The sequence below is a fragment of the Limnohabitans rimovensis (SeqCode) genome (assembly GCF_965234775.1).
GTDB classification, from domain to species: Bacteria; Pseudomonadota; Gammaproteobacteria; order Burkholderiales; family Burkholderiaceae_C; genus Limnohabitans; species Limnohabitans rimovensis.
Genome location: NZ_OZ248563.1, coordinates 16,856 through 36,404 on the forward strand (window position 1 = coordinate 16,856; position 19,549 = coordinate 36,404).

The window sequence follows — 19,549 nt, forward strand, 5'->3', positions numbered from 1 at the left end:
TTGTAATTTTTATCGGGCCCAGCAACGGCCAACGGCATCAGGCATCGTGCTTGAGGCCTTTGGGCAGGGGGAATTTGATGGTTTCTTGGATCCCGTCCAAGGTGCGCACCGACACCGCGCCCAGGGTTCGCAAGCGGGTGATGACTTGTTGCACCAAGATGTCGGGCGCAGACGCGCCTGCGGTCAAACCAATGCGTTGCTTGCCCTCAAACCAAGCCGCTTGCAATTCGTCGGCATGGTCGACCATGTAGCTGGGCGTGCCGTACTTTTGCGACACATCGCGCAAGCGGTTGCTGTTGGAGCTGCTGGGGCTGCCCACCACGATCACGATGTCCACTTGGGGGCTGAGCAATTTGACCGCGTCTTGGCGGTTTTGCGTGGCATAGCAAATGTCTTGCTGTTTGGGTGGGCGAATTTGCGGAAAGCGTTTTTGCACAGCCGCCATGATTTCTGCGGCATCGTCCACGCTCAAGGTGGTTTGGGTCACCACCGCCAGGCGCTCGGATTGGCTGGGCTGTACCGTGGCCACATCGTCCACGTCTTCCACCAAGTGGATGCCTTCGGACAACTGGCCCATGGTGCCTTCGACCTCAGGATGGCCTTTGTGGCCAATCATGATGAATTCATAGCCTTCGCGGTGCAGCTTGGCCACTTCGACGTGCACCTTGGTCACCAACGGGCAGGTGGCATCAAACACCCGAAAGCCACGCCTTTCGGCCTCGTGCTCCACCGCTTTGGGCACCCCGTGCGCGCTGAACACCAAGGTGGCCCCGGGAGGCACATCGTTCAAGTCTTCGATGAAGATGGCGCCCCGCGAGCGCAAGTCGTTGACCACATGGGTGTTGTGCACGATTTCGTGGCGCACATAAATGGGCGCGCCAAACTTGCTCAGGGCGTGCTCAACGATGTCAATGGCCCGGTCCACACCGGCACAAAAACCCCGGGGTTCGGCCAAAATGATTTCAGAGGGTGTGGGTGCGTTCATAACACTCCGATCAATTGCACTTCGAATTGGACGGCCTGACCGGCCAGGGGATGGTTGAAGTCAAACAGCACCGCAGCGTCGCCCAACTGGCACACCGCGCCGGCATAGCTGCCCGCGCCATCGGGCGCCGGAAAGGCAACCACATCGCCCACGGCATAGCTTTCATGCGGGTCGCCCATTTGGCGCAACAAATCGCGGCTGACCCACTGCACCATGTCGGGGTTACGCGGCCCAAAGGCTTCGCCCTCGGCCAACTGAAAGCTGGTGCGCGCGCCCTCGGCCAAGCCCATCAAATGCTGCTCCAGGGCCGGCGACAACTCACCCGAGCCCAGCGACAAGGTGGCGGGCTTGTCCTCAAAGGTGTTGATGATGTCGCCTTGCGGGCCGGTCAAGCGGTAGTGCAAGGTCAAAAAGGCGCCGGGGGTGACACGCACAATGGGTTCAGAGGTGGGAGAGGTCATAAAGCGGTGGGATTTCTCATCCCATTGTAGAAATCCCTGATAGAGGCCTGTCAACGAATGGTGCTCGGGTGGCATTAGAACAAAAATATTCCACCCACACCCCCATGCGCGATTTACCCACCGAAGTGCGCCCCCGTGAAAAGCTGCTGGCCTTGGGGCCTGCCGCCCTGAGCGACACCGAGTTGCTGGCTTTGCTGCTGCGCACCGGCACACCGGGCCGGCATGTGTTGCACATGGCCAGCGAGCTTTTGGCGCAGTTTGGCGGCATTTCGGGCCTGCTGCAGACCCAGGCCAAGGACTTGCAGCGCTTCAAAGGTTTGGGCGGCACGGCCAAACGGGCCGAATTGCTGGCGGTGTTGGAGCTGTCGCGCCGGGCCTTGGCCGAGCAACTGCGCCAGCGCCCGGTGCTGGACTCGCCCGAACGCGTCAAGCAATATTTGCAACTGCAATTGGGTCATTTGGGCCATGAGGTGTTTGCACTGCTGTTGCTCGACAACCAACACCACTTGTTGCAGTACCGCGCCATGTTCCAAGGCACGCTCAGCCAAGCCAGCGTGTACCCGCGCGAAGTGGTCAAGCTGGCCCTGGATGTGGGCGCCAGCGGCGTGGTGCTGGCCCACAACCACCCCAGTGGCAGCGTGCAAGCCTCGGCCGCCGACAAAGCCCTGACGCAAACTCTGAAGTCGGCCTTGGCCCTGGTGGATGTGCGGGTGCTGGACCACATCATCGTGGCCCCAGGTTGCGCGTTTTCGATGGCCGAGGCGGGCTTGATCTAAAAAATCCAAGCATTCGACACACCCAGCGCTGCACCGCTGGGTCACTGAAGTTGCGCCGCAAAGCGATGGTCCGGCACTGGCTGTGGCTGGCTATGATGCCAACCATGCTCTCGGCCACTTCCGTGGCACCGTCCCCACCCCTGCCTGTGTTGCCCCCATGAAATCGCGCTCCCTCAAAGACCTGGATGCCCTGCGCCAAAAATTGGCCCAGCAGCAAGCGAGCGACGCATTGGCGGCCCAAGCCCGCGCCGAGGCGCTGCGCCAAGCGCGGGCCGAACAAGAACTATTTGTGCGTTCCGTCGGGGCCGTGAAACCCCTCAACCCCCAAGCGCGTGTGCGGCTGCAAACCCCGGCGCCAGCGCCCGAGCCACTGCAACTGCAACGCGACCAAGAAGCGGTGCTGCGCGAGAGTTTGAGCGATGAGATCGACATCAGCCGCATGATCGACACCGATGACCAACTCAGCTACCTGCGCGACGGCATGGGCCGCGACGTGATCCGCAAGTTGCGCCAAGGCGATTGGGCTTTACAAGGCGAGATTGACTTGCACGGTCTGCGCAGCGACGAGGCGCGCGAGGCCTTGGGTGGCTTTATCCGCCAAGCCCACCGCCAAGGGTGGCGCTGCGTGCGGGTGGTGCATGGCAAGGGCCTGGGCTCGCCTGGCAAAACACCGGTGCTGAAAAACAAAGTGCTGCGCTGGTTGGTGCAAAAAAACGAGGTCTTGGCGTTTGTGCAGGCCACGCCCTCGGAAGGCGGGGCCGGGGCCTTGCGGGTGTTGCTGGCCCCAGGGTCGGGCCCGGGCCACATCACGCTCCGTTGAGGTTGCGCATCCAGTCAGCGGTTTGGAAAAAGCTTTCCTGTAAACGCGTTTGCAGGGCCTCTGGCAACTGCACCTCTTGCATGGCCTGGGCCATGCAGGCCAGCCACTGGTCGCGCTCGCGCACCCCAATCGCAAACGGCATGTGGCGCATGCGCAAGCGCGGGTGGCCAAAGCGCTCGGTGTAATGCGATGGCCCGCCCAGCCAACCGCACAAAAACCAAAACAATTTATCCCGTGCCGATTGCAAGTCGCTGCCATGCACAGCGCGCAAATGGGTGTATGCCGGCTCCAAATCCATCAGGTCGTAAAACCGGTCCACCAAGGCGCGCACCTGGGCTTCGCCACCCACCATGTCAAACGCGGTGACGCTGTCGGGTTGGTTGGCGTCATCCATGCAGTGGTCCCGAAAACATCACATCGCTGCTTGGCGCAAGGTCTGCACCACAGGGCGGCGCAAAATTTCGCGCAAGCCCCACCAACCGGCCAATAGCGCCAACAGCGCACCTGCCAGCGTGCCCACCAGTGGCACCCAGATGGGCGGTGTCCAAGCGAACTCAAACACATGGCGGGCCAAGCCCCAGCCCACGGCCAAGGCCACCAAGGAGGCCAGGGCACCTGCCAAGGCGCCCACGCCCACCAATTCGGCGGCTTGCACCCGAGCCAACAAACGGTTGGATGCACCCAAAGCGCGCAACACCGCATATTCGCGGGCCCGCTCTTCGCGGGTGGCGGTGACGGCGGCAAACATCACCACCAAACCAGCGGCCAGGGTGAAGACGAATAAAAATTCCACCGCTTGGACCACTTGGCCCAACACTTTTTGCACCTGGTTGAGGCTGGCACCCAAGTCCACATTGGTGATGTTGGGAAAGCGCGCCACCAAGGCATTGTCAAAGCCGCGCACCGATGGGGCGCGAAACGCGGCGATGTAGGTCATGGGCACATCGGGCATGCGTGCCAGTGGGTACATGACAAAGAAGTTGGCGCGCATCGACGTCCAGTCGACCCGGCGTATCGAGGTGACGCGCGCTTCTATGGCCACCCCCGCCATGTCAAAGCGCAACCGGTCGCCCATTTTCAAGCCCAGGGTTTTGGCCAAACCTTCTTCCAGGCTCAAGGCTTCGGGCTCGTCGGGCACCCAAGCACCCGCCACGATGCTGTTGTGCGCCGGTGCAGCCACGCTGTGAGACACATTGAACTCGCGGTCCACCAATCGCTTGGCCCGCTCGTCGGTGTAGTTTTGGGCCGATACGTTTTGGCCGTTGACCGCCACCAAGCGGGCGCGGATCATGGGGTACCAGTCGTAGCGCTGAACCTGGGCTTGGCGCAAATGGTCTTGAAAGGCCTGCGACTGATCGGGTTGCACATTCAGAATAAAGCGATTCGGCGCGTCGGCAGGTGTGGCGTTGCGCCAACTGGCCACCAAGTCAGTGCGCAACAACACCAACAACACCAGGGCCAACAAACCCACCGACAAAGCACTGACTTGCACCATGGCAAACACCGGTCGGGCAGAAATTTGGCGCGTGGCCAAACTCAGCCATTGTGGCGAGCGCGCTTCATTCACCGCCCAACGCAAACTGCGCACCGCCAGCCAGGACAGCGCTGCGAAAAAAGCCACCGCCCCAGCAAAGCCCAGCACCACCCACAGGCCCAACACCAGGTCGCGGCTGACCGCCATGAGCAGCAACGAAAAACCCAATAAGCCCGCACCCATGACCCCCAAGGAAGCGGCTTGTGGTTTGCCCACATCTCGGCGGATCACCCGCAAAGGTGGCACCCGGGCCAATTGCAAAACCGGCGGCAACCCAAAGGCCACCAACAGCGTCAGGCCGGTGCCCACCCCGTAAGCCAAAGGCCGCCAACCGGCCGCGGGCAAGTCGGCCTCAATCAAACCGCTGAGCAAGCCCACAAACACCTCGTGCAAGCCGTAACCCAGAGCCGCGCCGATCAAGCTCGCGCCAATGCCCAGCAAACCAAATTCGATGGCATACACCGCAGCAATCTGGCGCTGGCTTTGCCCGAGCACGCGCTGAATGGCGCAGTCGTCCAAATGGCGTGCCGCAAAACCGCGCGCAGCCAAGGCCACGGCCACGGCACTGAGCAAGGCGGCCAACAACGCCACCAGGTTGAGGAACTTTTCTGCGCGCTCCAGGGTTTGGCGCATTTCGGGGCGACCCGCTTCCATCGACTCCAGGCGCACACCGCGCACCTCTGCCAGGCCCACTTGGTCCTGGGCCCATTGCATATAGGTTGCCACCTGTTTGTCTGGCCCGGCCACCGCAAAGCGCCAAGCAATGCGGCTGGCCGGTTGCACCAAACCGGTGGCGTCCAGGTCGGTGATGTTGATCAACAAGCGCGGGGCAAAGTTCATGAAGCCTGCGCCCCGATCGGGCTCGGCGGTGAGCACCTGTGACAAGGTGACGCGGTGTTTGCCCAGCCACAAGCTGTCGCCGGGTTGCAATTCCAGCGCTTCCAACAAGCCCGGCTCGGCCCACGCCTGCCCCGGCGCTGGGATGGTGCGCACCTTCACAGAGGGGCCGTCGTAGGCCGTTTGGTTGTTGGGCGCGGCCACCGTGCCAGGCTGTAGCCCCGGTGTGGGCAACACAGCGCCCACCAAATCGCCTGCCGTGGATTGCAACACCTGCAAAGCCCCGCGCAAGGGGTAGCCCGGCTCCACCGCTTTGAGGGCAATCAAGCGGCTGGCGCCACCGCGCTCGTCGCTGGCCCGCGCCATGGTGGGAAAGCTGAGCGTGGTGGCGCTGTTCAGACCCAGGGCCTTGGCCTTTTGCACAAAGGGCGCCGGCGTGGGCTGATCGCTCACCACCACCACATCACCGCCCATCAACTGGCGGGCGTCGCGCGCCATGCCGGCTTGCATGCGATCGGCCAAAAATGCCACTGAGCTGAGTGCGGCCACGCCCAAGGCCACGGCCACCATGGGCAAGCGCAACTCGCCAGCCCGTGCATCGCGCCACAGGTTGCGCCACGCCAAAGACCATAAACGCATCATGTGGGGGCTCTTTTCACATTGGTTTGCGCCAACTCGGGTTGCCACAACAGCACCTGGGGCGCGGTGTAACAAAGAAAACGCTTGTGGGTGGCGCGCCCCACGGTGCACAGACCCAAGCGCTGGGCCATCTCAAAACCCATTTGGGTGATGCCACTGCGCGACACCACCACTGGCACTTGCATTTGCGCGGCTTTGAGCACCATTTCACTGGTCAATCGACCCGTGGTGTAAAAAGCCCAAGGCGCGTGGATGGGCGCTTGGTCGGGGTGGATGCCGTGCATCCACATCCATCCGGCAATGGTGTCAATGGCATTGTGGCGGCCCACATCCTCGACAAACAATTTCATCTCGCCGTTGTGAAACAGCGCGCAGGCATGTACCGAACCGGCCGACTTGTAGGTGCTCTCCTGCAGGCGAATCGAGTCCACCATGGCGTACAAGTCCTCCTGAGGCCATTGCGCCGCGGGCAGGCTCAGCCCATCCAAATCGGTGAGCAAGTCGCCAAACATGCTGCCTTGGCCACAACCGGTGGTGACCACGCGCTGCGCGGTTTTGGCGCTGAGGTCGGCAATGCCGCCATGGGTTTTGACCGCCGCGACCCCTGCGCCGCCCTCGCCCGCGTCCCAATCAACGGTGATGGAATCCACCGCGCTGGGCGCATCGATCAGGCGTTGGTTGCGCAAATAGCCCAGCACCAGCCATTCGGGGTGGGCGCCCAAGGTCATCAAGGTGACCAACTCGCGCTTGTCCACATACACGGTCAAAGCGCGCTCGGCAGGTATGGACAAGTCTTCAGTCTGGCCATGCTCATTGACCGCTTGCACGGGGCAGGTCAGTGGCGCACGGGCTTGGGTGAGGCGGGGCAACATAGGGGGCATAGCCTAACCGACCTGGACTGGGCCCTGGGGCCAAAAGGACATTGGGTTTTCCAACGCCTGGGGTGCCCCCCATTCAGGCCCAGCCTGCCTGTGCCGCCCAGGGGCGACAATGGCGGCATGGAGAAAATGCGCATCGACAAATGGCTGTGGGCGGCCCGTTTTTACAAAACCCGCTCCTTGGCCAGCGAAGACATCGACAAAGGCCGGATCGAGGTGAATGGCCAAACCGCCAAGCCCTCGCGCGAGGTCAAAACTGGCGACACGGTTCAAGTGCGCCAAGGTGCGGTGCAGCGCACCGTGGTGATTGCGGGCTTGAGCGCCCAGCGGGGACCCGCCCCCGTGGCCCAGTTGCTGTACCAAGAAACCGCCGACAGCATTGAACAACGCGCCAAACAGGCTTTGCAACAGCGTTATGCGCGCGAACCCGCTTTGAGCCAAGAGCAAGGCCGCCCCACCAAGCGCGATCGGCGCGATTTGGAACAAGCGCGCCACGGTTGGGACGAGCGCTGGAGCGCATCGGTGGACAAATAAAACCCATCAGCGCGCGTCCACACGCGGCTTGCCAGTGCGAACGCGGCCTAAACGATGGACACCAGCACACTGCACGGGGCTTCTTCAATCAGCGACGGTGAGATGGAGGCATGCCACCAGCGCTGAACCCAACTGTTTTTGTGTTGGTGCCCCACCACGATCAAATCGGCGCCAATGCGCTTGGCACAGGCGCATATTTCATGCACCGGGTCGCCCAACAGCAACTCGCCGGTGGCGGCAAAACCTTGGTCGGCCAAGATAGACAAGCCTTGCGCCAGCACCTGCTCAAAACCTTTGCGATGCGCCGCTTCTTGTTCGCTAGAGAACACAATGCCCTCGGCCACCACCGCATTGAGCGCCATGGGCATCACCGCCACCAAGTGCAAACCGGCCTGCCCCCATTGGGCCAGCTCGCGCGATTCGAGCAAAGCTTTTTGTCCGGCCACAGAGCCGTTATAAGCCAACAACAGTTTTTTATACATCTTCGGCGCTTTCAAACAAGGCATGAGGAACAGGGCAAAGCATGGGGCCAAATGTAGTCATTGGGGAATGGGGTTTTCACTTCCATATGAACCCTGTATGACCCGCCACCCAGGCCCTTGAAAATACAGGGGTGGGTTGACGTTGTGGCCCGCGCCAACCATTTTCAACTTTGAGGTTCATCCATGAAGACCGCACCCTCTCGCCGCAGCTTGCTCAAAACCTTGGCCGTGGGCGCTGGCACATTGGCCGCACCGGCCTGGTCGCAAGCGTCCTACCCCAATCGTCCGATCAAGCTCATTTGTCCGTGGCCCGCTGGCGGCTCCAGCGATCAGGTCATGCGCGCGCTGGCCGACGCCACGGGGCGCGTGCTGGGCGGCACCATGGTGGTCGAGAACAAACCCGGTGCCAGCGGCATGCTCGGCCCCAATGAGCTGGTATCGGCCAAGCCCGATGGCTACACCTTGTCGCAACTCACCATCGGCGTATTGCGACTGCCGCACATGCAAAAAATGATCTTCAATCCCTTGAGCGACTTCACCTATATCGCCTGCTTAACCGGCTATACCTTTGGCATGGCGGTGCGTGCGGACAGTCCTTATAAAAGCATCAAAGACCTGGTCACCTTTGCCAAGGCCAACCCGGGCAAGTTCACCTATGGCTCCACCGGCACCGGCACCACCCCCCACTTGGCGGTGGAAGAGTTCGCCCTGAAGGCGGGCATTGAATTGCAGCACGTGCCCTTCAAAGGCAGCAGCGACGGGCTGCAGGCTTTGCTGGGAGGCCATATCGCGGCGCACAGCGATGCCACCGGTTGGGCCCCGCATGTGGACGCAGGCACCATGCGCTTGCTCGCCACCTACGGCAGCAAGCGCACCAAACGCTGGTCGCAGGTGCCCACCTTGAACGAGCTGGGCTTTGAAACGGTGTCCGATTCACCCTTTGGCATTGGCGCCCCACGCGGCATGGACCCGGCCTTGACCAAACGCTTGGACGAGGCGTTCAAAAAATCCTTGGAAGATCCACAGGTCATCGCCAGCTTTGAAAAGTACGACCAACCGGTGATTTACATGGGCAGCGATGAATATGCCCGCTTTGCCCAGCGCACCTATGCCAGCGAAAAGCGCTTGATCGAAAAATTGGGCCTGGCCAAGGTAATTTAATTTTTTAATGCTTTTTGCGTATTTAACATTTCAGCAACAGTTTTGTTGACATACAAAGGGTTCCGGATAACATCCGATCCCCTGCACGAGGAAATATTCGCAAGTAGTTGATTTAAAACACTTGCGACTTCTCGGGCAGTTGGCAACAAAAAGGTTGATCGACATGGCATACAAAATTTTGGTGACCAGCCAAAAGGGCGGCGTGGGCAAAAGCACGGTTTCGGCCAACTTGGCGGCGTTTTTTCGCCGTCGCATGGCCTTGGAGACCACGCTGATCGATTGGGACTCACACGGGTCATCCAGCACCTGGCTGAAACAAGCACCTCAGGTTGGCGTGGTGGTCTTGCACGAGCATCTGCCCTTGGACAAAGGCGGTAACCGGCCCATTTTGGAAGCGCGGTTGCACCTGCGCCGCGCTGCCAGCAGCAGCGAGGTGGTGGTGTGCGACCTGACCTGGAGCGACGCCATCGCGGCCGAGCTGATGTTTGAGTTTGATCTGATCATCGTGCCCACCTCGGTGTCAGAGATAGAAATGGCCACCACGGCCGGCTTTTTGGCCCGCCACCGCTGGGTGTTTGACTCAGCCACCCTGCGCTCGCCCACCTTGTTGCTGTGCCCGACACGGGTCACCTTGGAACAACTTGAGACCGACATGTTCTCCATGCAGCGTTTTCCGGTCAGCTTCATGCTGGCACCGCCCGTGTTGGAGTCGCAAACCGCGCGCGACATGTTCCAGCGCGGCTACCTGATGGATGCGCGCAACGACTGCGGCCAATCGTTCTTGGAGTTTGCCCGCGCCGTGTGCGAAGTGCGCGATATGCACAACCGCGAAGCCGCGCTGCGCACCACCCGAGCCCCTGCTGGGCCCATCTTGGGTCGGCGCAACAACCCCTTGCCAGGTGCAACCACGGCAGCGATGCCCAGCACGGGGGCAGGCATTTTGGCCCAGGCCTCGGCCAGCCCACAACACTCGGTGCTGGGCCAACACCGCCAGCGCAAGGTGCTCGAAAAAGAACCCGCTTCATTGGCTGCTCGCAGCATGACCGCCTTGGGGATACCGCAGTTTTTGCGCCGCATGGCACGCACCGCTGTGGACACCAAACCGTGAACGCCACGCGCATGAAGACCAGCCGATTCATCCCCCGCAAGGGGCTCAAACAATACATTCCGGATCAAGGCTGGGTCACGCCTGGGCCAGCGACTGACCCCGCCATCACGGCGTTGGTCCCTCCAGATGAACCGACCCTGGACGCCGCAGACCTTGTGCCGACTGAGGACTTGCAAAGCGCTGGCCACAGCGCCAGTCCCACGCCCACCTTTGACAGCCACTTGGGCGAAGGCCTGCGCGACCCTTTGTTGGGCGAGCTGCTCGAGCAACTGCATACCCCGCCCACCGATGAGTTGACCGACCACTGGCAGCGCATCGCCGCAGAAGTGGCCCGACTCAACCAAGGCATGCGCGAACAAAAGCGCCTGCGCGAAGAGTTGGCCACGATCGAAGCCCAGTTGCTGGACTTGCGCAGCACCATCTTGAATGACTTGCATCTGGTTCAGCGCATCGCCGATCACCAATTGGTGCAAGCGCGCCTGCGCAGCGAGGTTTCAACTTTGGCGCAAAATCGCTTGGCCACCCGCTTGCAACATCCCCCAGAATAGGCCGCTCCATTGGGCGGAATCAGACATGCTTGAACGCCTGAATCAAATTTACCCGATCCGCTACACGGCTTTTTTGGTCGCCATGGCGGGCTTTAGCCTGTCGGCTTTGATGGTCTTTGCCGGGGCAGGGCATGTGTTGTGGTTGCTTTTTTTTGGAGCGCTCACCGCCATTGGGGCCTATGACCTGAAACAGCAACACCATGCCGTGTTGCGCAACTACCCCATCATTGGCCACTTGCGCTTCATGTTGGAGTACATCCGGCCTGAAATTCGACAGTATTTTTTAGAAAGCGAAACCGACGCAGCGCCCTTTTCTCGTGCGCAACGCTCTTTGGTTTACGCACGGGCCAAGGGGCAGTCGGACAAACGGCCTTTTGGCACCCAACTCGATCTGCGCGCCTTGGGCTATGAGTGGCTGACCCACTCCATCGCCCCCAGCCGGATTGAAACCCACGACTTTCGCGTGCCGGTGGGCGGCGACCAATGCACCCAGCCTTATTCGATGAGCTTGTTCAATGTGTCGGCCATGAGTTTCGGCGCTTTGAGTGCCAACGCCATCATGGCTTTGAACCAAGGGGCCAAGTTGGGCGGCTTTGCCCATGACACCGGCGAAGGCTCCATCTCCAGCCACCACCGGCTGCATGGCGGGGACCTGATCTGGGAGATTGGCTCAGGTTATTTCGGTTGCCGCGATGCACAAGGCAACTTCGACCCCGAAAAATTTGCCGCCCAAGCCCGCGACCCGCAAGTCAAGATGGTGGAGATCAAACTCAGCCAAGGGGCCAAGCCCGGTCATGGCGGCGTGCTGCCCGGCCCCAAGGTGACCCCCGAAATCGCCCAAGCCCGTGGCGTGCCCGAGGGCGTGGATTGCGTCTCCCCCGCCGCCCACAGCCGGTTTTCAACACCACTGGAGTTGATGGCCTTTGTGCAAGAGCTGCGCACCTTGTCGCAAGGCAAACCGGTGGGCATGAAGCTGTGCATCGGCCACCCCTGGGAATGGTTTGGCATCGTGCATGCCATGCTGCACACCGGTATCCGCCCTGACTTTATCGTCATCGACGGCGCCGAAGGTGGCACCGGTGCTGCACCCTTGGAGTTTTCGGACCACATGGGCACGCCCATGCAAGAAGGCCTGCGCTTGGTGCACAACACGCTGGTGGGCGTGGGCTTGCGCGAGCACATCCGCCTGGGGGCGAGCGGCAAAATCATCAGTGCTTTTGATGTGGCGCGCACCTTGGCTTTGGGCGCCGATTGGTGCAACAGCGCCCGTGGCTTCATGTTTGCCCTGGGCTGCATCCAAGCGCAAACCTGTCACACCGGCAACTGCCCCACGGGTGTGACCACCCAAGACCCGAAACGCCAAATCGCCCTGGTGGTGCCCGACAAAGCACAACGCGTGCTGCACTTTCACCACCACACCTTGGAAGCGCTCAAAGAACTGCTGGAGGCCGCTGGCTTGCACCAACCGCAAGATTTGGCGCTGCGCCACATCATGCGCCGTGTCAGCGATACCGAGTCAAAGCCTTTGTCTGATTTGTTCACCCAATTGCCAGCCAATGCTTTGCTGGAAGGTGCCGGCGCTTTGCCCGCACCGTTCAACCAATACCCCATGGCCAGCGCATCGCGCTTTGCCTGAACGGCGTCGCTGTCAGTCGGCTGGTCGCGGGTACTGAATGGGCCGCTCGCGGGGCGGGGTTTGAGGCACCGCTGGGACCACGGGGCGCGGCTCTGGTGCCACGGCCACCGGCGCAGGAATGGGCTTGGGCTCGGGCTGAACCTCGGCTTTGGGCGCAGGTGCGGGTTTGGGCGCAGGCTTGGGCGGTGGCGTGGGCTTGGGTTCGGCCACGGCCGGTTTGGGCGCAGGGGGTTTTTCGCGCAACTTGGCCGCGAGGTTGTCGATCTCTTTTTTCAGCCTTTGGTTTTCGGCGTTCAGGTTTTGCTTTTCTGCCGTCAAGGCCTGCTTGTCGGCCATCAGCGCTTGCTGGCTCGGGCCCATGCTGGGCGCGGGTTTGTCCACCAAGGTTTGCAGCTTGGTCTCTAGGCTTTGAAGCTTTTTCTCCAAGGCGGCCATTTTGGCGTCGTTGGCCTTGGTGTTTTGATCGGCCACCGATTGGGGCAGGGCCAAAACCGCTTTGCTCATGTCATCGAGCCGCGCGGTGATCTTGGTCTGGCTTTCGGTGAACTCGGCCTGCTTGTCTTGCAACTCTTGTTGGCGTTTGGTCGAGTCCACAGAGTAGCTGATGGCCGCGTCGAGTTCGATGACGCGCTTGGCCGCGGCGGTGGTGATGGTGTCGAGCTGGCGAATGTTTTGCTGCATGCGGGTGGAGATGGCAAAGAAGGTCCCCACCGCCACCGCCACAAACAGCATGAACACACCCATGATGACCCGTGAATGCAACACACTGCGTTTGTTGTTATCGGTGATGTCATTGCTGACGGCGCGCAATTGGTGACCAATGCTGGCCGCCACTGACGCCGATCGGGTGGACACCTCGGCCGAGTTCAACACCACATTGGTGATTTCCTCCAACTGGCGGGCGACCTCATCGGCGTCCAGCGGTTGGCCAGACAGTTCGGCCAGGGCTTCTGAAGCCGCCTGAACCTCGGCGGCCACGTCGTCGAGATGACTGGCGTGACCGTGCTCGGACGCAGCGTCCGCGCCGTTGGGGTCTTGCAGTGTGGGCTCGGTGTCTTGGCCCTTGTTCTCGTCCGACATGTGTTGTTCCGTTTTTTACTTTTCGAGCTTGTCGAGGTTTTCATGGATCAAGGCCACTTGCTCCTTGATCTGTGCCACCCGGCCGCGAAACCCCTCACGCCATAGATCGGCTTGAAGCTTGATGGCTTGAGGCGCTGGATGGCTTTCTTCCCCCACCTCGGCCATGGCCAGCTCGGCCCCATCATCCATGTGAGTGGGCGCAAACGCCTCATTTTCATCAATATTTTCGTCATTTTCATGCCCGTCATTGGGCTGAGCATGGCCGATGTCCGCGTGCGCCAGCACCCCATCGCCGGTGGGCAAATGCTGCACATTTGAAGCCCGCGCTGGGCCTGGGGCGGGTTCGTGGCGGTCCTGCAAGGCCTGGGAGTCCACGGCTTGCCGGTTGTCGGCAGGGCCGTCTTCGCCAGGCACTGGCACATGTCGATCGGCCAAACCAACGCCTTGCACGGGCACCATGTTGTCGCTGTGTCCCACGGAAACCAAGCCTTCGTGGTGGTCGGTGGGGTCAGACTTCGCCAATGGAGCAGCATGCGGATAGTTGGAAGGCTCTATCGCCGGGCCGCTCGCGGGTGCAGATTCCGTGCCGGTCACCGATGGCGAATGGCGCGAGCCATCGGCTTCGATGATGGGGCCCTGGCCCGCATCGCTGTCGGCCATGTCGGGCAAGGCGATGCGATTTGACACATCGCCTTGAGCGGGCAATCGCGCCAAGTTGGGCGCAGCGGCGTCGGTGTCGGGCAACAGCTGCTGGTTGTCTGCCGCATCTGTCGCTGGGATGCGGAGCCGCTGCGTGGCCTGGGCTACATTGCCGGGCAAGGCTTGGCGGTTTTCTTCAGCCGATCCTTCGCTCACAGACAGAGAACGGTCGGACAGGCCCTCACGCCCCAGCATGGGCCCAGTTCGGTCATCGCCGGTGTTTTGCTGCGTGCCCCCAGGGTGGCCGTTCTCTGGGTGGGCAGCCAACGGGTCGGGGTTGTTGCGGCCCGGGCCACCCGTCACATGGGTTTCGCCGTCGCTGCTGATGTGGCGCGACACCATCTCGCCTTCATCCGCGTCGACGCTGATGCGGCGCGAAGTGTCGGCTTTGAATTTGCCCGATCGGTTCCGAGAGCTTCCGGCATTGCCCGACCCCTCAGACACACTGACCTGGTGTGGAGATTTATCGCCAAAAATTTCTTCACCCATGGACGGCTCCTGTGTGGGGTGTCAAAGGGCAGCGTATTGCTGCTTGACCGACTGTGCAGAACGCATCCACGACTTGGCGAATGCGGGCTCGGCTTTCATGGCGCCTTCGGCGGCCAGCCGGTTTTCGTACGGGCCGGTGACGATGATGAAATATTTGGCACCATTTTTCTTGCTGGCCATCAACAACAGGGCATTGGCCAAAGCGGGGGATTTGTTTTGCGCAGCCAACGCATCGTCCAAAGCATCAAAGGCCGCATGTTGCAACACAAAACTCTTTTCAGGCAATTGGCGCGCCCAGTTGGCGCCATCTTGTGAGCTGCCCTGGGTGGCTGCTGCGGCCTTGTCGCTCAATCCGGGTTTGACCGCTTCGGCCTTGGGTTTGACCGCTTCGGTGGCGGGTTTGACGGCCTCCGCTTTGGCCTCGGCAGCCACTTTTTCGGGCGCTGGTGCGGGGGGTGCCGGCAAAGGGGCGACGGCAGGGGCTGCGTCTGTGGGGGCGGCCTGCTTGGTGTCAACGATTTCTTCTTTGTCCCCCAAAGATTCGGTGGGATTGATGGGCGGCGCAGGGACCGAAGTGGCCATGCCCACGCTGGCCGCAGGTGCAGCGGGGGCAGCAGCGGGTGCAGGCGTGCGGTTGATGTAGTTGTTCAGTGCGGTGAACTCTTGCACCAACAAGTCGCTGTACATGAAGCCAAACGTCACCAACGAGATCAGCACCACCGCCAGGGCCCACACCAGGCCTTTGCGCGGCGCAGCCGCTTGGGCCGGCACCCAGGGATCGGTCGCATCACCCTCAGCGGCGATGTCTTTGGGTGAGAGCTTGCCCAGATCGGGGGCCAAGGGGGGCTCGTCTTTGCGAGTGTTCGCGGTGGATGCCACCGCGGGGGATGCGGGCTTGCTGATGGGCGTGGCGCTGGGTTCAGCGGGGGCCAGCCAGGGCTCGCGCTCGGCGCTCTTGGCCCAACCGCGTGGTTCGGGCGCTTCGGCCTTGACGGAGCCGGGCTCGCCTTCGACCTCCCAGGTCAACAGGTTTTTGCCAAAGGTTTGTAACTTGCTGGTGTGCGATGCGCTGGAATTGACCAACAACACCACATTGATGTTGCTGGCTGGGAAGCCGTTGACCAAACGGGCCAACAATTGCAACTCAAACTCTTGCATGGCCATGATGTCGCGAAAAATCAAATAGCGCTTGGGTGCGCTCTTGACCTGCTTGTCCCGCGCTTGCGACACCGTGAGTTCAGACAAAATGCCGTTGAACATTTCGACCAGTTTGGCCGAGTCGGCAGAAAAACAAAACTCCACCATGCGCTCACCCCGGGCGCGCAAATCGTCGTGAATGGCGTTGGCGTAAAAGTCCAGGGTCAGGTCGCTTTCACTGAGCACAGCCAGGTTCAAACGCCCCTCGATCAAGGACTTGACCAAGATCTCATAGCGCATCTTGTCGCCCGGGCTTTGGTACACACTGCTCATTTGTCCATCCATCCCATCAAACTGGCAAACCGTTGCTGTCAAAGCGCATATTCTCAGGCACAACCGGGACGGGCTTCAACACGCCCTCGCCAGCGGCATAAGACTGGTTCAAGCTGAACACATAAGCAATCACTTGGGCCACCGCGTGGTACAGGCCTTCAGGGATGGGTTCATCAACTTGGGTGGTGAAGTACAAAGCACGGGCCAACTCGGGGGCGGGGAACAATTCCACCGCATGGGCCTGCGCCTCCTCACGGATGCGCCGCGCCATTTCATCGCTGCCCTTGGCCAACAAAATCGGTGCGCCCTCGCCATTGGGGTCGTAGGACAAAGCCACGGCAAAGTGCTGCGGGTTGGTGATCACCACGTCCGCGTCTTTCACTTTGGCCATCATTTTGTTGTTGGCCATTTCGCGTTGGCGCTGTTTGATTTTTTGCTTGATCTCCGGTGAACCTTCAGAATTTTTCATCTCGTCCTTCACCTCTTGACGCGACATCATCAGCTTTTTGTGCACCTGGTAATGCTGGATGGGCACATCAATCATGGCAATCAGCAACAGGCCCATGGCCAGCCAAAAGCAGGCGTCCACAATCAATTTGCCCGCAACCGCCATGGCTTGGTTCAAGTCCGTATTGGCCAAGCTGAGCAACTCCTCCATGTGGTTGCTCACCTGCAACAACAAAATACCGCCCACCACCACAAACTTGGCAATCGCCTTTCCCAGCTCGATCAATGCTTTGGTTCCAACAATGCGTTTTAAACCACTCAAGGGGTTGAGCTTGCTGAATTTGGGTGCCAGCATGCCAAAAGAAAACACCATGCCACCCGACAAAACGGTCGATACGATGGCAATGAAGTACATCAGCAACATGATGGGCAGAATCAGTAAAAAGGCGTCCACCAAGGCTTGCGCAAAATACCCGGGCAGCAAATCCGCCTTGTCGGTGATCTTGCGGTCAAACTCCAACTGGGACACAAACATTTTGCTCATGCCACTGAATAACCACCCACCCATGAGGCTAAAAAACCCGACTGCGCCCAAAGCCATGGCCGCAATGGGCAACTCCTGAGAACGCGGTAACTGCCCTTCAGAACGCGCCTTTTCCAGCCGCCGACTTGTCGGTTCTTCGGTTTTTTCTGCACTGTCGTCAGCCATGTGTCACCCCAATAACAAATTGCGCATTTGCGCATAGGTTTGAACCCACAGCCAGTTCATCCGGCCCACGGTGCTGGGCAAGGCCAGCCACAAAATGACAAAGCCAGCCATCAACATGGCCGAAAAACCCACCGAAAAAATATTCAAACTCGGCGCGGCGCGGGTCACAAAGCCCAAGCCCACGTTGACAAACAACAAGGTCATCATCACCGGCAAGGCAATCAGCACCGAGGCCAAAAACATCATGGCGCTCCAGGCCAGCATCTTGCCGTAGACATCTTGGCTCATCAGGTTTTTGCCAATCGGAAACACGGTGAACGAGTCCAACAAAATGCCAAACACAATCAAATGGCCACCCATGGCCAAAAACAACAAAGTGCCCAAGACATTGAACAAACCCGAGATGACCGGCACGTTGCCCACGTTGGGGTCGATCAAGGTGGCCATGGTCAAACCCATGGAACCCGACACCACTTGGCCCGCCACCACCACGCCAGCGGTGGCAATTTGCATGATCATGCCCATGGCAAAGCCAATGAACACCTGATTGAAAATTTCCGCCAAACCAGGGCCGGTGAGGGGATCGATGACAGGGATGTCAATTTGCATCGACACGAAAAAAGCAAACACCAAAGCAATCACCACGCGGATGCGCAAGTTAACGGCTCGGATGGAAAAAATAGAGGCGAACGCCAAAAAAGCAGAGATGCGCAGCAACGGCCAGATCACAGCATAAAACTTGTCCAGCAGGTTGAGCATCTCCAGGTTCATGGTCTGCGCTCAACCAAACAAGGTAGGTATGCGGCCAAATAGCACCCGGGTGTAATCCACCATGGTGTTGATCATCCAGCCGCCGGCCAAGGCCAGGGTCACACCCATCGCCACCAACTTGGGGATGAAGCTCAAGGTCTGCTCGTTGATCGAGGTGGCCGCTTGAAACACGCCCACCGTCAAACCCACAACCAAACCAATGCCCAAAATAGGCGCTGAAATGAGCATGGTCATCCACAGGGCTTGGCGTCCCAAATCCACAACCAAAGCGGAATCCAACATGGTGCAATCCTTATTTATAAATGAAACTTGAGGCCAATGAACCCATCATCAGGGACCAGCCGTCCACCAACACAAACAGCATCAGCTTGAAGGGCATGGAAATGATCATGGGCGAGAGCATCATCATGCCCATCGACATCAGCACGCTGGCCACGATCAAATCAATCACCACAAACGGGATATAGATCATGAAACCTATGGTGAAGGCGCTTTTCAGCTCGGAAGTGATGAAGGCGGGCATCAAGGTGGTGAAGGGCACTTCAGCAGCGCTGGTCACTTCTTTTTTCTGTGCAATTTGCATGAACATCGTGATGTCGTCTTCGCGCGTTTGCAGCGTCATGAAGTTGCGCACCGGCGCTTCGGCCAAGGCCAAGGCCTTTTCAAAGGGCATGCTGCCGTTCATGTAAGGCAGCAAGGCATTTTGGTAAATATTGTCAAACACCGGCGACATGATGAACAAGGTGAGAAACAGCGCCAAGCCCACCAAGACCATGTTGGGCGGTGTCTGACCTGTGCCCAGTGCTTGGCGCAGCAGCGACAACACGATGATGATGCGCACAAACGAGGTCATCATCACCAACATCGACGGCAATAGCGTCAATGTGGTCATCAAGGCCAACAGCTGCAAGGTCAAGCTGTACTGTTGACCGCCCTTGGCATTGCTGACATTGAGCATGGGAATGCCCTGGGCTTGCGCCCACGGTGCCATCACCAGCAAGCCCACCAACAACAAAACCGTGATCAATGTGTTTTTGCGCATGGGGTTCTCACAGTTTGGACTGCATCACCGACCGAAAATCGATGGCAGGTGGCGTGGGGGAGGCGGCGCTGGGCTCAGAGCCGGTCTGGGGTTGCCAAGCGTGCAAGGTGTGGATGTCTTGAGGGTTGACGCTGAGCAACACCATTTGGTTGTCCACCTGCACCAACATCAGTTTGTTTTTGAGGCTCAAGGGCATGGTTTCAACCAGCTGAATCTTGCGGCCTTGGGCTTTGGGCGCAAACGCATTTTTGCGCCGCACCAAAATCCACAACACAGCGCCCAAGGTGGCCAAAACGACCACGGCACTGAAAGCGTATTGAAACCAATCGGTGGCTTGCATTGATGTGTCCAGATAAAACAGGTTTTGATGAATACCAAATGATTCAACTCGCGTGCCAATTTTTTGACACGACAGGTCCAGCGTTATCATCTAAGCATGAACT

At 59.9% G+C, this 19,549-nt stretch carries 21 protein-coding genes; 7 read left to right on the forward strand and 14 right to left on the reverse strand.

Annotated features, from left to right (window positions below; genetic code table 11):
• Positions 1-37: 37 nt before the first annotated feature.
• Positions 38-985 carry a 4-hydroxy-3-methylbut-2-enyl diphosphate reductase gene (ispH, locus tag AC8GFZ_RS08405; protein WP_506644329.1) on the reverse strand — a complete coding sequence of 316 codons (948 nt, stop codon included), beginning with the start codon at positions 983-985 and terminating at the stop codon, positions 38-40.
• Positions 982-1,446 carry an FKBP-type peptidyl-prolyl cis-trans isomerase gene (locus AC8GFZ_RS08410; protein ID WP_506644331.1) on the reverse strand — a complete coding sequence of 155 codons (465 nt, stop codon included), beginning with the start codon at positions 1,444-1,446 and terminating at the stop codon, positions 982-984. The genes ispH and AC8GFZ_RS08410 overlap by 4 nt, the downstream gene beginning before the upstream one ends.
• A 104-nt stretch (positions 1,447-1,550) precedes the next feature.
• Between AC8GFZ_RS08410 and radC the strand changes: the two genes are divergently transcribed.
• A complete protein-coding gene (gene radC, locus AC8GFZ_RS08415; protein WP_506644333.1) occupies positions 1,551-2,222 on the forward strand; it encodes a RadC family protein in 672 nt (223 codons plus the stop codon).
• A 157-nt stretch (positions 2,223-2,379) separates the two neighbouring features.
• Positions 2,380-3,042 carry a Smr/MutS family protein gene (locus tag AC8GFZ_RS08420; protein ID WP_506644335.1) on the forward strand — a complete coding sequence of 221 codons (663 nt, stop codon included), beginning with the start codon at positions 2,380-2,382 and terminating at the stop codon, positions 3,040-3,042.
• Here AC8GFZ_RS08420 and AC8GFZ_RS08425 read toward each other — a convergent pair.
• Genes AC8GFZ_RS08425 through AC8GFZ_RS08435 form a run of 3 tightly spaced genes read right to left on the reverse strand, consistent with a single transcriptional unit; the run spans position 3,029 to position 6,924 of the window.
• The gene (locus tag AC8GFZ_RS08425) at positions 3,029-3,436 is read right to left on the reverse strand and encodes a group II truncated hemoglobin (protein WP_506644337.1); all 408 of its coding nucleotides are present in this window, start codon (positions 3,434-3,436) and stop codon (positions 3,029-3,031) included. The two genes, AC8GFZ_RS08420 and AC8GFZ_RS08425, sit on opposite strands and share 14 nt — an antisense overlap.
• An 18-nt stretch (positions 3,437-3,454) precedes the next feature.
• The gene (locus AC8GFZ_RS08430; protein WP_506644339.1) at positions 3,455-6,055 is read right to left on the reverse strand and encodes an ABC transporter permease; all 2,601 of its coding nucleotides are present in this window, start codon (positions 6,053-6,055) and stop codon (positions 3,455-3,457) included.
• Positions 6,052-6,924 carry a formate dehydrogenase accessory sulfurtransferase FdhD gene (locus tag AC8GFZ_RS08435; protein WP_506644341.1) on the reverse strand — a complete coding sequence of 291 codons (873 nt, stop codon included), beginning with the start codon at positions 6,922-6,924 and terminating at the stop codon, positions 6,052-6,054. The genes AC8GFZ_RS08430 and AC8GFZ_RS08435 overlap by 4 nt, the downstream gene beginning before the upstream one ends.
• Before the next feature lie 126 nt (positions 6,925-7,050).
• Here AC8GFZ_RS08435 and AC8GFZ_RS08440 point away from each other — a divergent pair, with 126 nt between their 5' ends.
• Complete coding sequence (locus AC8GFZ_RS08440; protein WP_506644343.1) at positions 7,051-7,464, forward strand: RNA-binding S4 domain-containing protein; 414 nt, start codon at positions 7,051-7,053, stop codon at positions 7,462-7,464.
• A 47-nt stretch (positions 7,465-7,511) separates the two neighbouring features.
• Here the strand turns inward: AC8GFZ_RS08440 and AC8GFZ_RS08445 are convergent, their stop codons facing one another.
• Positions 7,512-7,946 carry a universal stress protein gene (locus tag AC8GFZ_RS08445; RefSeq protein ID WP_506644345.1) on the reverse strand — a complete coding sequence of 145 codons (435 nt, stop codon included), beginning with the start codon at positions 7,944-7,946 and terminating at the stop codon, positions 7,512-7,514.
• Between the two features lie 183 nt (positions 7,947-8,129).
• On the opposite strand from AC8GFZ_RS08445, the gene AC8GFZ_RS08450 reads away from it, so the two are divergent.
• From AC8GFZ_RS08450 to AC8GFZ_RS08465, 4 genes are all read left to right on the forward strand, one after another.
• On the forward strand, positions 8,130-9,107 hold the full coding sequence (locus AC8GFZ_RS08450; protein ID WP_506644347.1) for a Bug family tripartite tricarboxylate transporter substrate binding protein: 978 nt from the start codon (positions 8,130-8,132) through the stop codon (positions 9,105-9,107).
• A gap of 163 nt (positions 9,108-9,270) precedes the next feature.
• Positions 9,271-10,215 carry a nucleotide-binding protein gene (locus tag AC8GFZ_RS08455; RefSeq protein ID WP_506644349.1) on the forward strand — a complete coding sequence of 315 codons (945 nt, stop codon included), beginning with the start codon at positions 9,271-9,273 and terminating at the stop codon, positions 10,213-10,215.
• A complete protein-coding gene (locus AC8GFZ_RS08460) occupies positions 10,212-10,763 on the forward strand; it encodes a hypothetical protein (protein WP_506644351.1) in 552 nt (183 codons plus the stop codon). The genes AC8GFZ_RS08455 and AC8GFZ_RS08460 overlap by 4 nt, the downstream gene beginning before the upstream one ends.
• 25 nt (positions 10,764-10,788) lie before the next feature.
• Complete coding sequence (locus tag AC8GFZ_RS08465) at positions 10,789-12,399, forward strand: FMN-binding glutamate synthase family protein (protein ID WP_506644353.1); 1,611 nt, start codon at positions 10,789-10,791, stop codon at positions 12,397-12,399.
• 12 nt (positions 12,400-12,411) lie between these two features.
• On the opposite strand, the gene AC8GFZ_RS08470 is transcribed toward AC8GFZ_RS08465, so the two are convergent.
• The 8 genes from AC8GFZ_RS08470 to AC8GFZ_RS08505 are packed head-to-tail and all read right to left on the reverse strand — an operon-like array spanning position 12,412 to position 19,446.
• Positions 12,412-13,479: a hypothetical protein gene (locus AC8GFZ_RS08470; protein WP_506644355.1), complete on the reverse strand. Its 1,068-nt coding sequence runs from the start codon at positions 13,477-13,479 to the stop codon at positions 12,412-12,414.
• A gap of 15 nt (positions 13,480-13,494) precedes the next feature.
• The gene (locus tag AC8GFZ_RS08475) at positions 13,495-14,667 is read right to left on the reverse strand and encodes a hypothetical protein (RefSeq protein WP_506644357.1); all 1,173 of its coding nucleotides are present in this window, start codon (positions 14,665-14,667) and stop codon (positions 13,495-13,497) included.
• A gap of 21 nt (positions 14,668-14,688) precedes the next feature.
• Positions 14,689-16,137 (reverse strand): hypothetical protein, encoded by a 1,449-nt coding sequence (locus AC8GFZ_RS08480; RefSeq protein WP_506644359.1) that lies wholly within the window; start codon positions 16,135-16,137, stop codon positions 14,689-14,691.
• 16 nt (positions 16,138-16,153) lie between these two features.
• Positions 16,154-17,293, reverse strand: a complete 1,140-nt coding sequence (gene flhB / locus AC8GFZ_RS08485) for a flagellar biosynthesis protein FlhB (protein ID WP_506644361.1) — start codon at positions 17,291-17,293, stop codon at positions 16,154-16,156.
• Between the two features lie 3 nt (positions 17,294-17,296).
• Positions 17,297-18,064 carry a flagellar biosynthetic protein FliR gene (gene fliR, locus AC8GFZ_RS08490; protein ID WP_506644363.1) on the reverse strand — a complete coding sequence of 256 codons (768 nt, stop codon included), beginning with the start codon at positions 18,062-18,064 and terminating at the stop codon, positions 17,297-17,299.
• Positions 18,065-18,073: 9 nt separating this feature from the next.
• The gene (gene fliQ, locus AC8GFZ_RS08495; protein WP_506644365.1) at positions 18,074-18,346 is read right to left on the reverse strand and encodes a flagellar biosynthesis protein FliQ; all 273 of its coding nucleotides are present in this window, start codon (positions 18,344-18,346) and stop codon (positions 18,074-18,076) included.
• Between the two features lie 10 nt (positions 18,347-18,356).
• Positions 18,357-19,106: a flagellar type III secretion system pore protein FliP gene (gene fliP, locus AC8GFZ_RS08500; protein ID WP_506644367.1), complete on the reverse strand. Its 750-nt coding sequence runs from the start codon at positions 19,104-19,106 to the stop codon at positions 18,357-18,359.
• Between the two features lie 7 nt (positions 19,107-19,113).
• Positions 19,114-19,446 (reverse strand): FliO/MopB family protein, encoded by a 333-nt coding sequence (locus tag AC8GFZ_RS08505; protein ID WP_506644369.1) that lies wholly within the window; start codon positions 19,444-19,446, stop codon positions 19,114-19,116.
• Positions 19,447-19,549 lie beyond the last annotated feature (103 nt).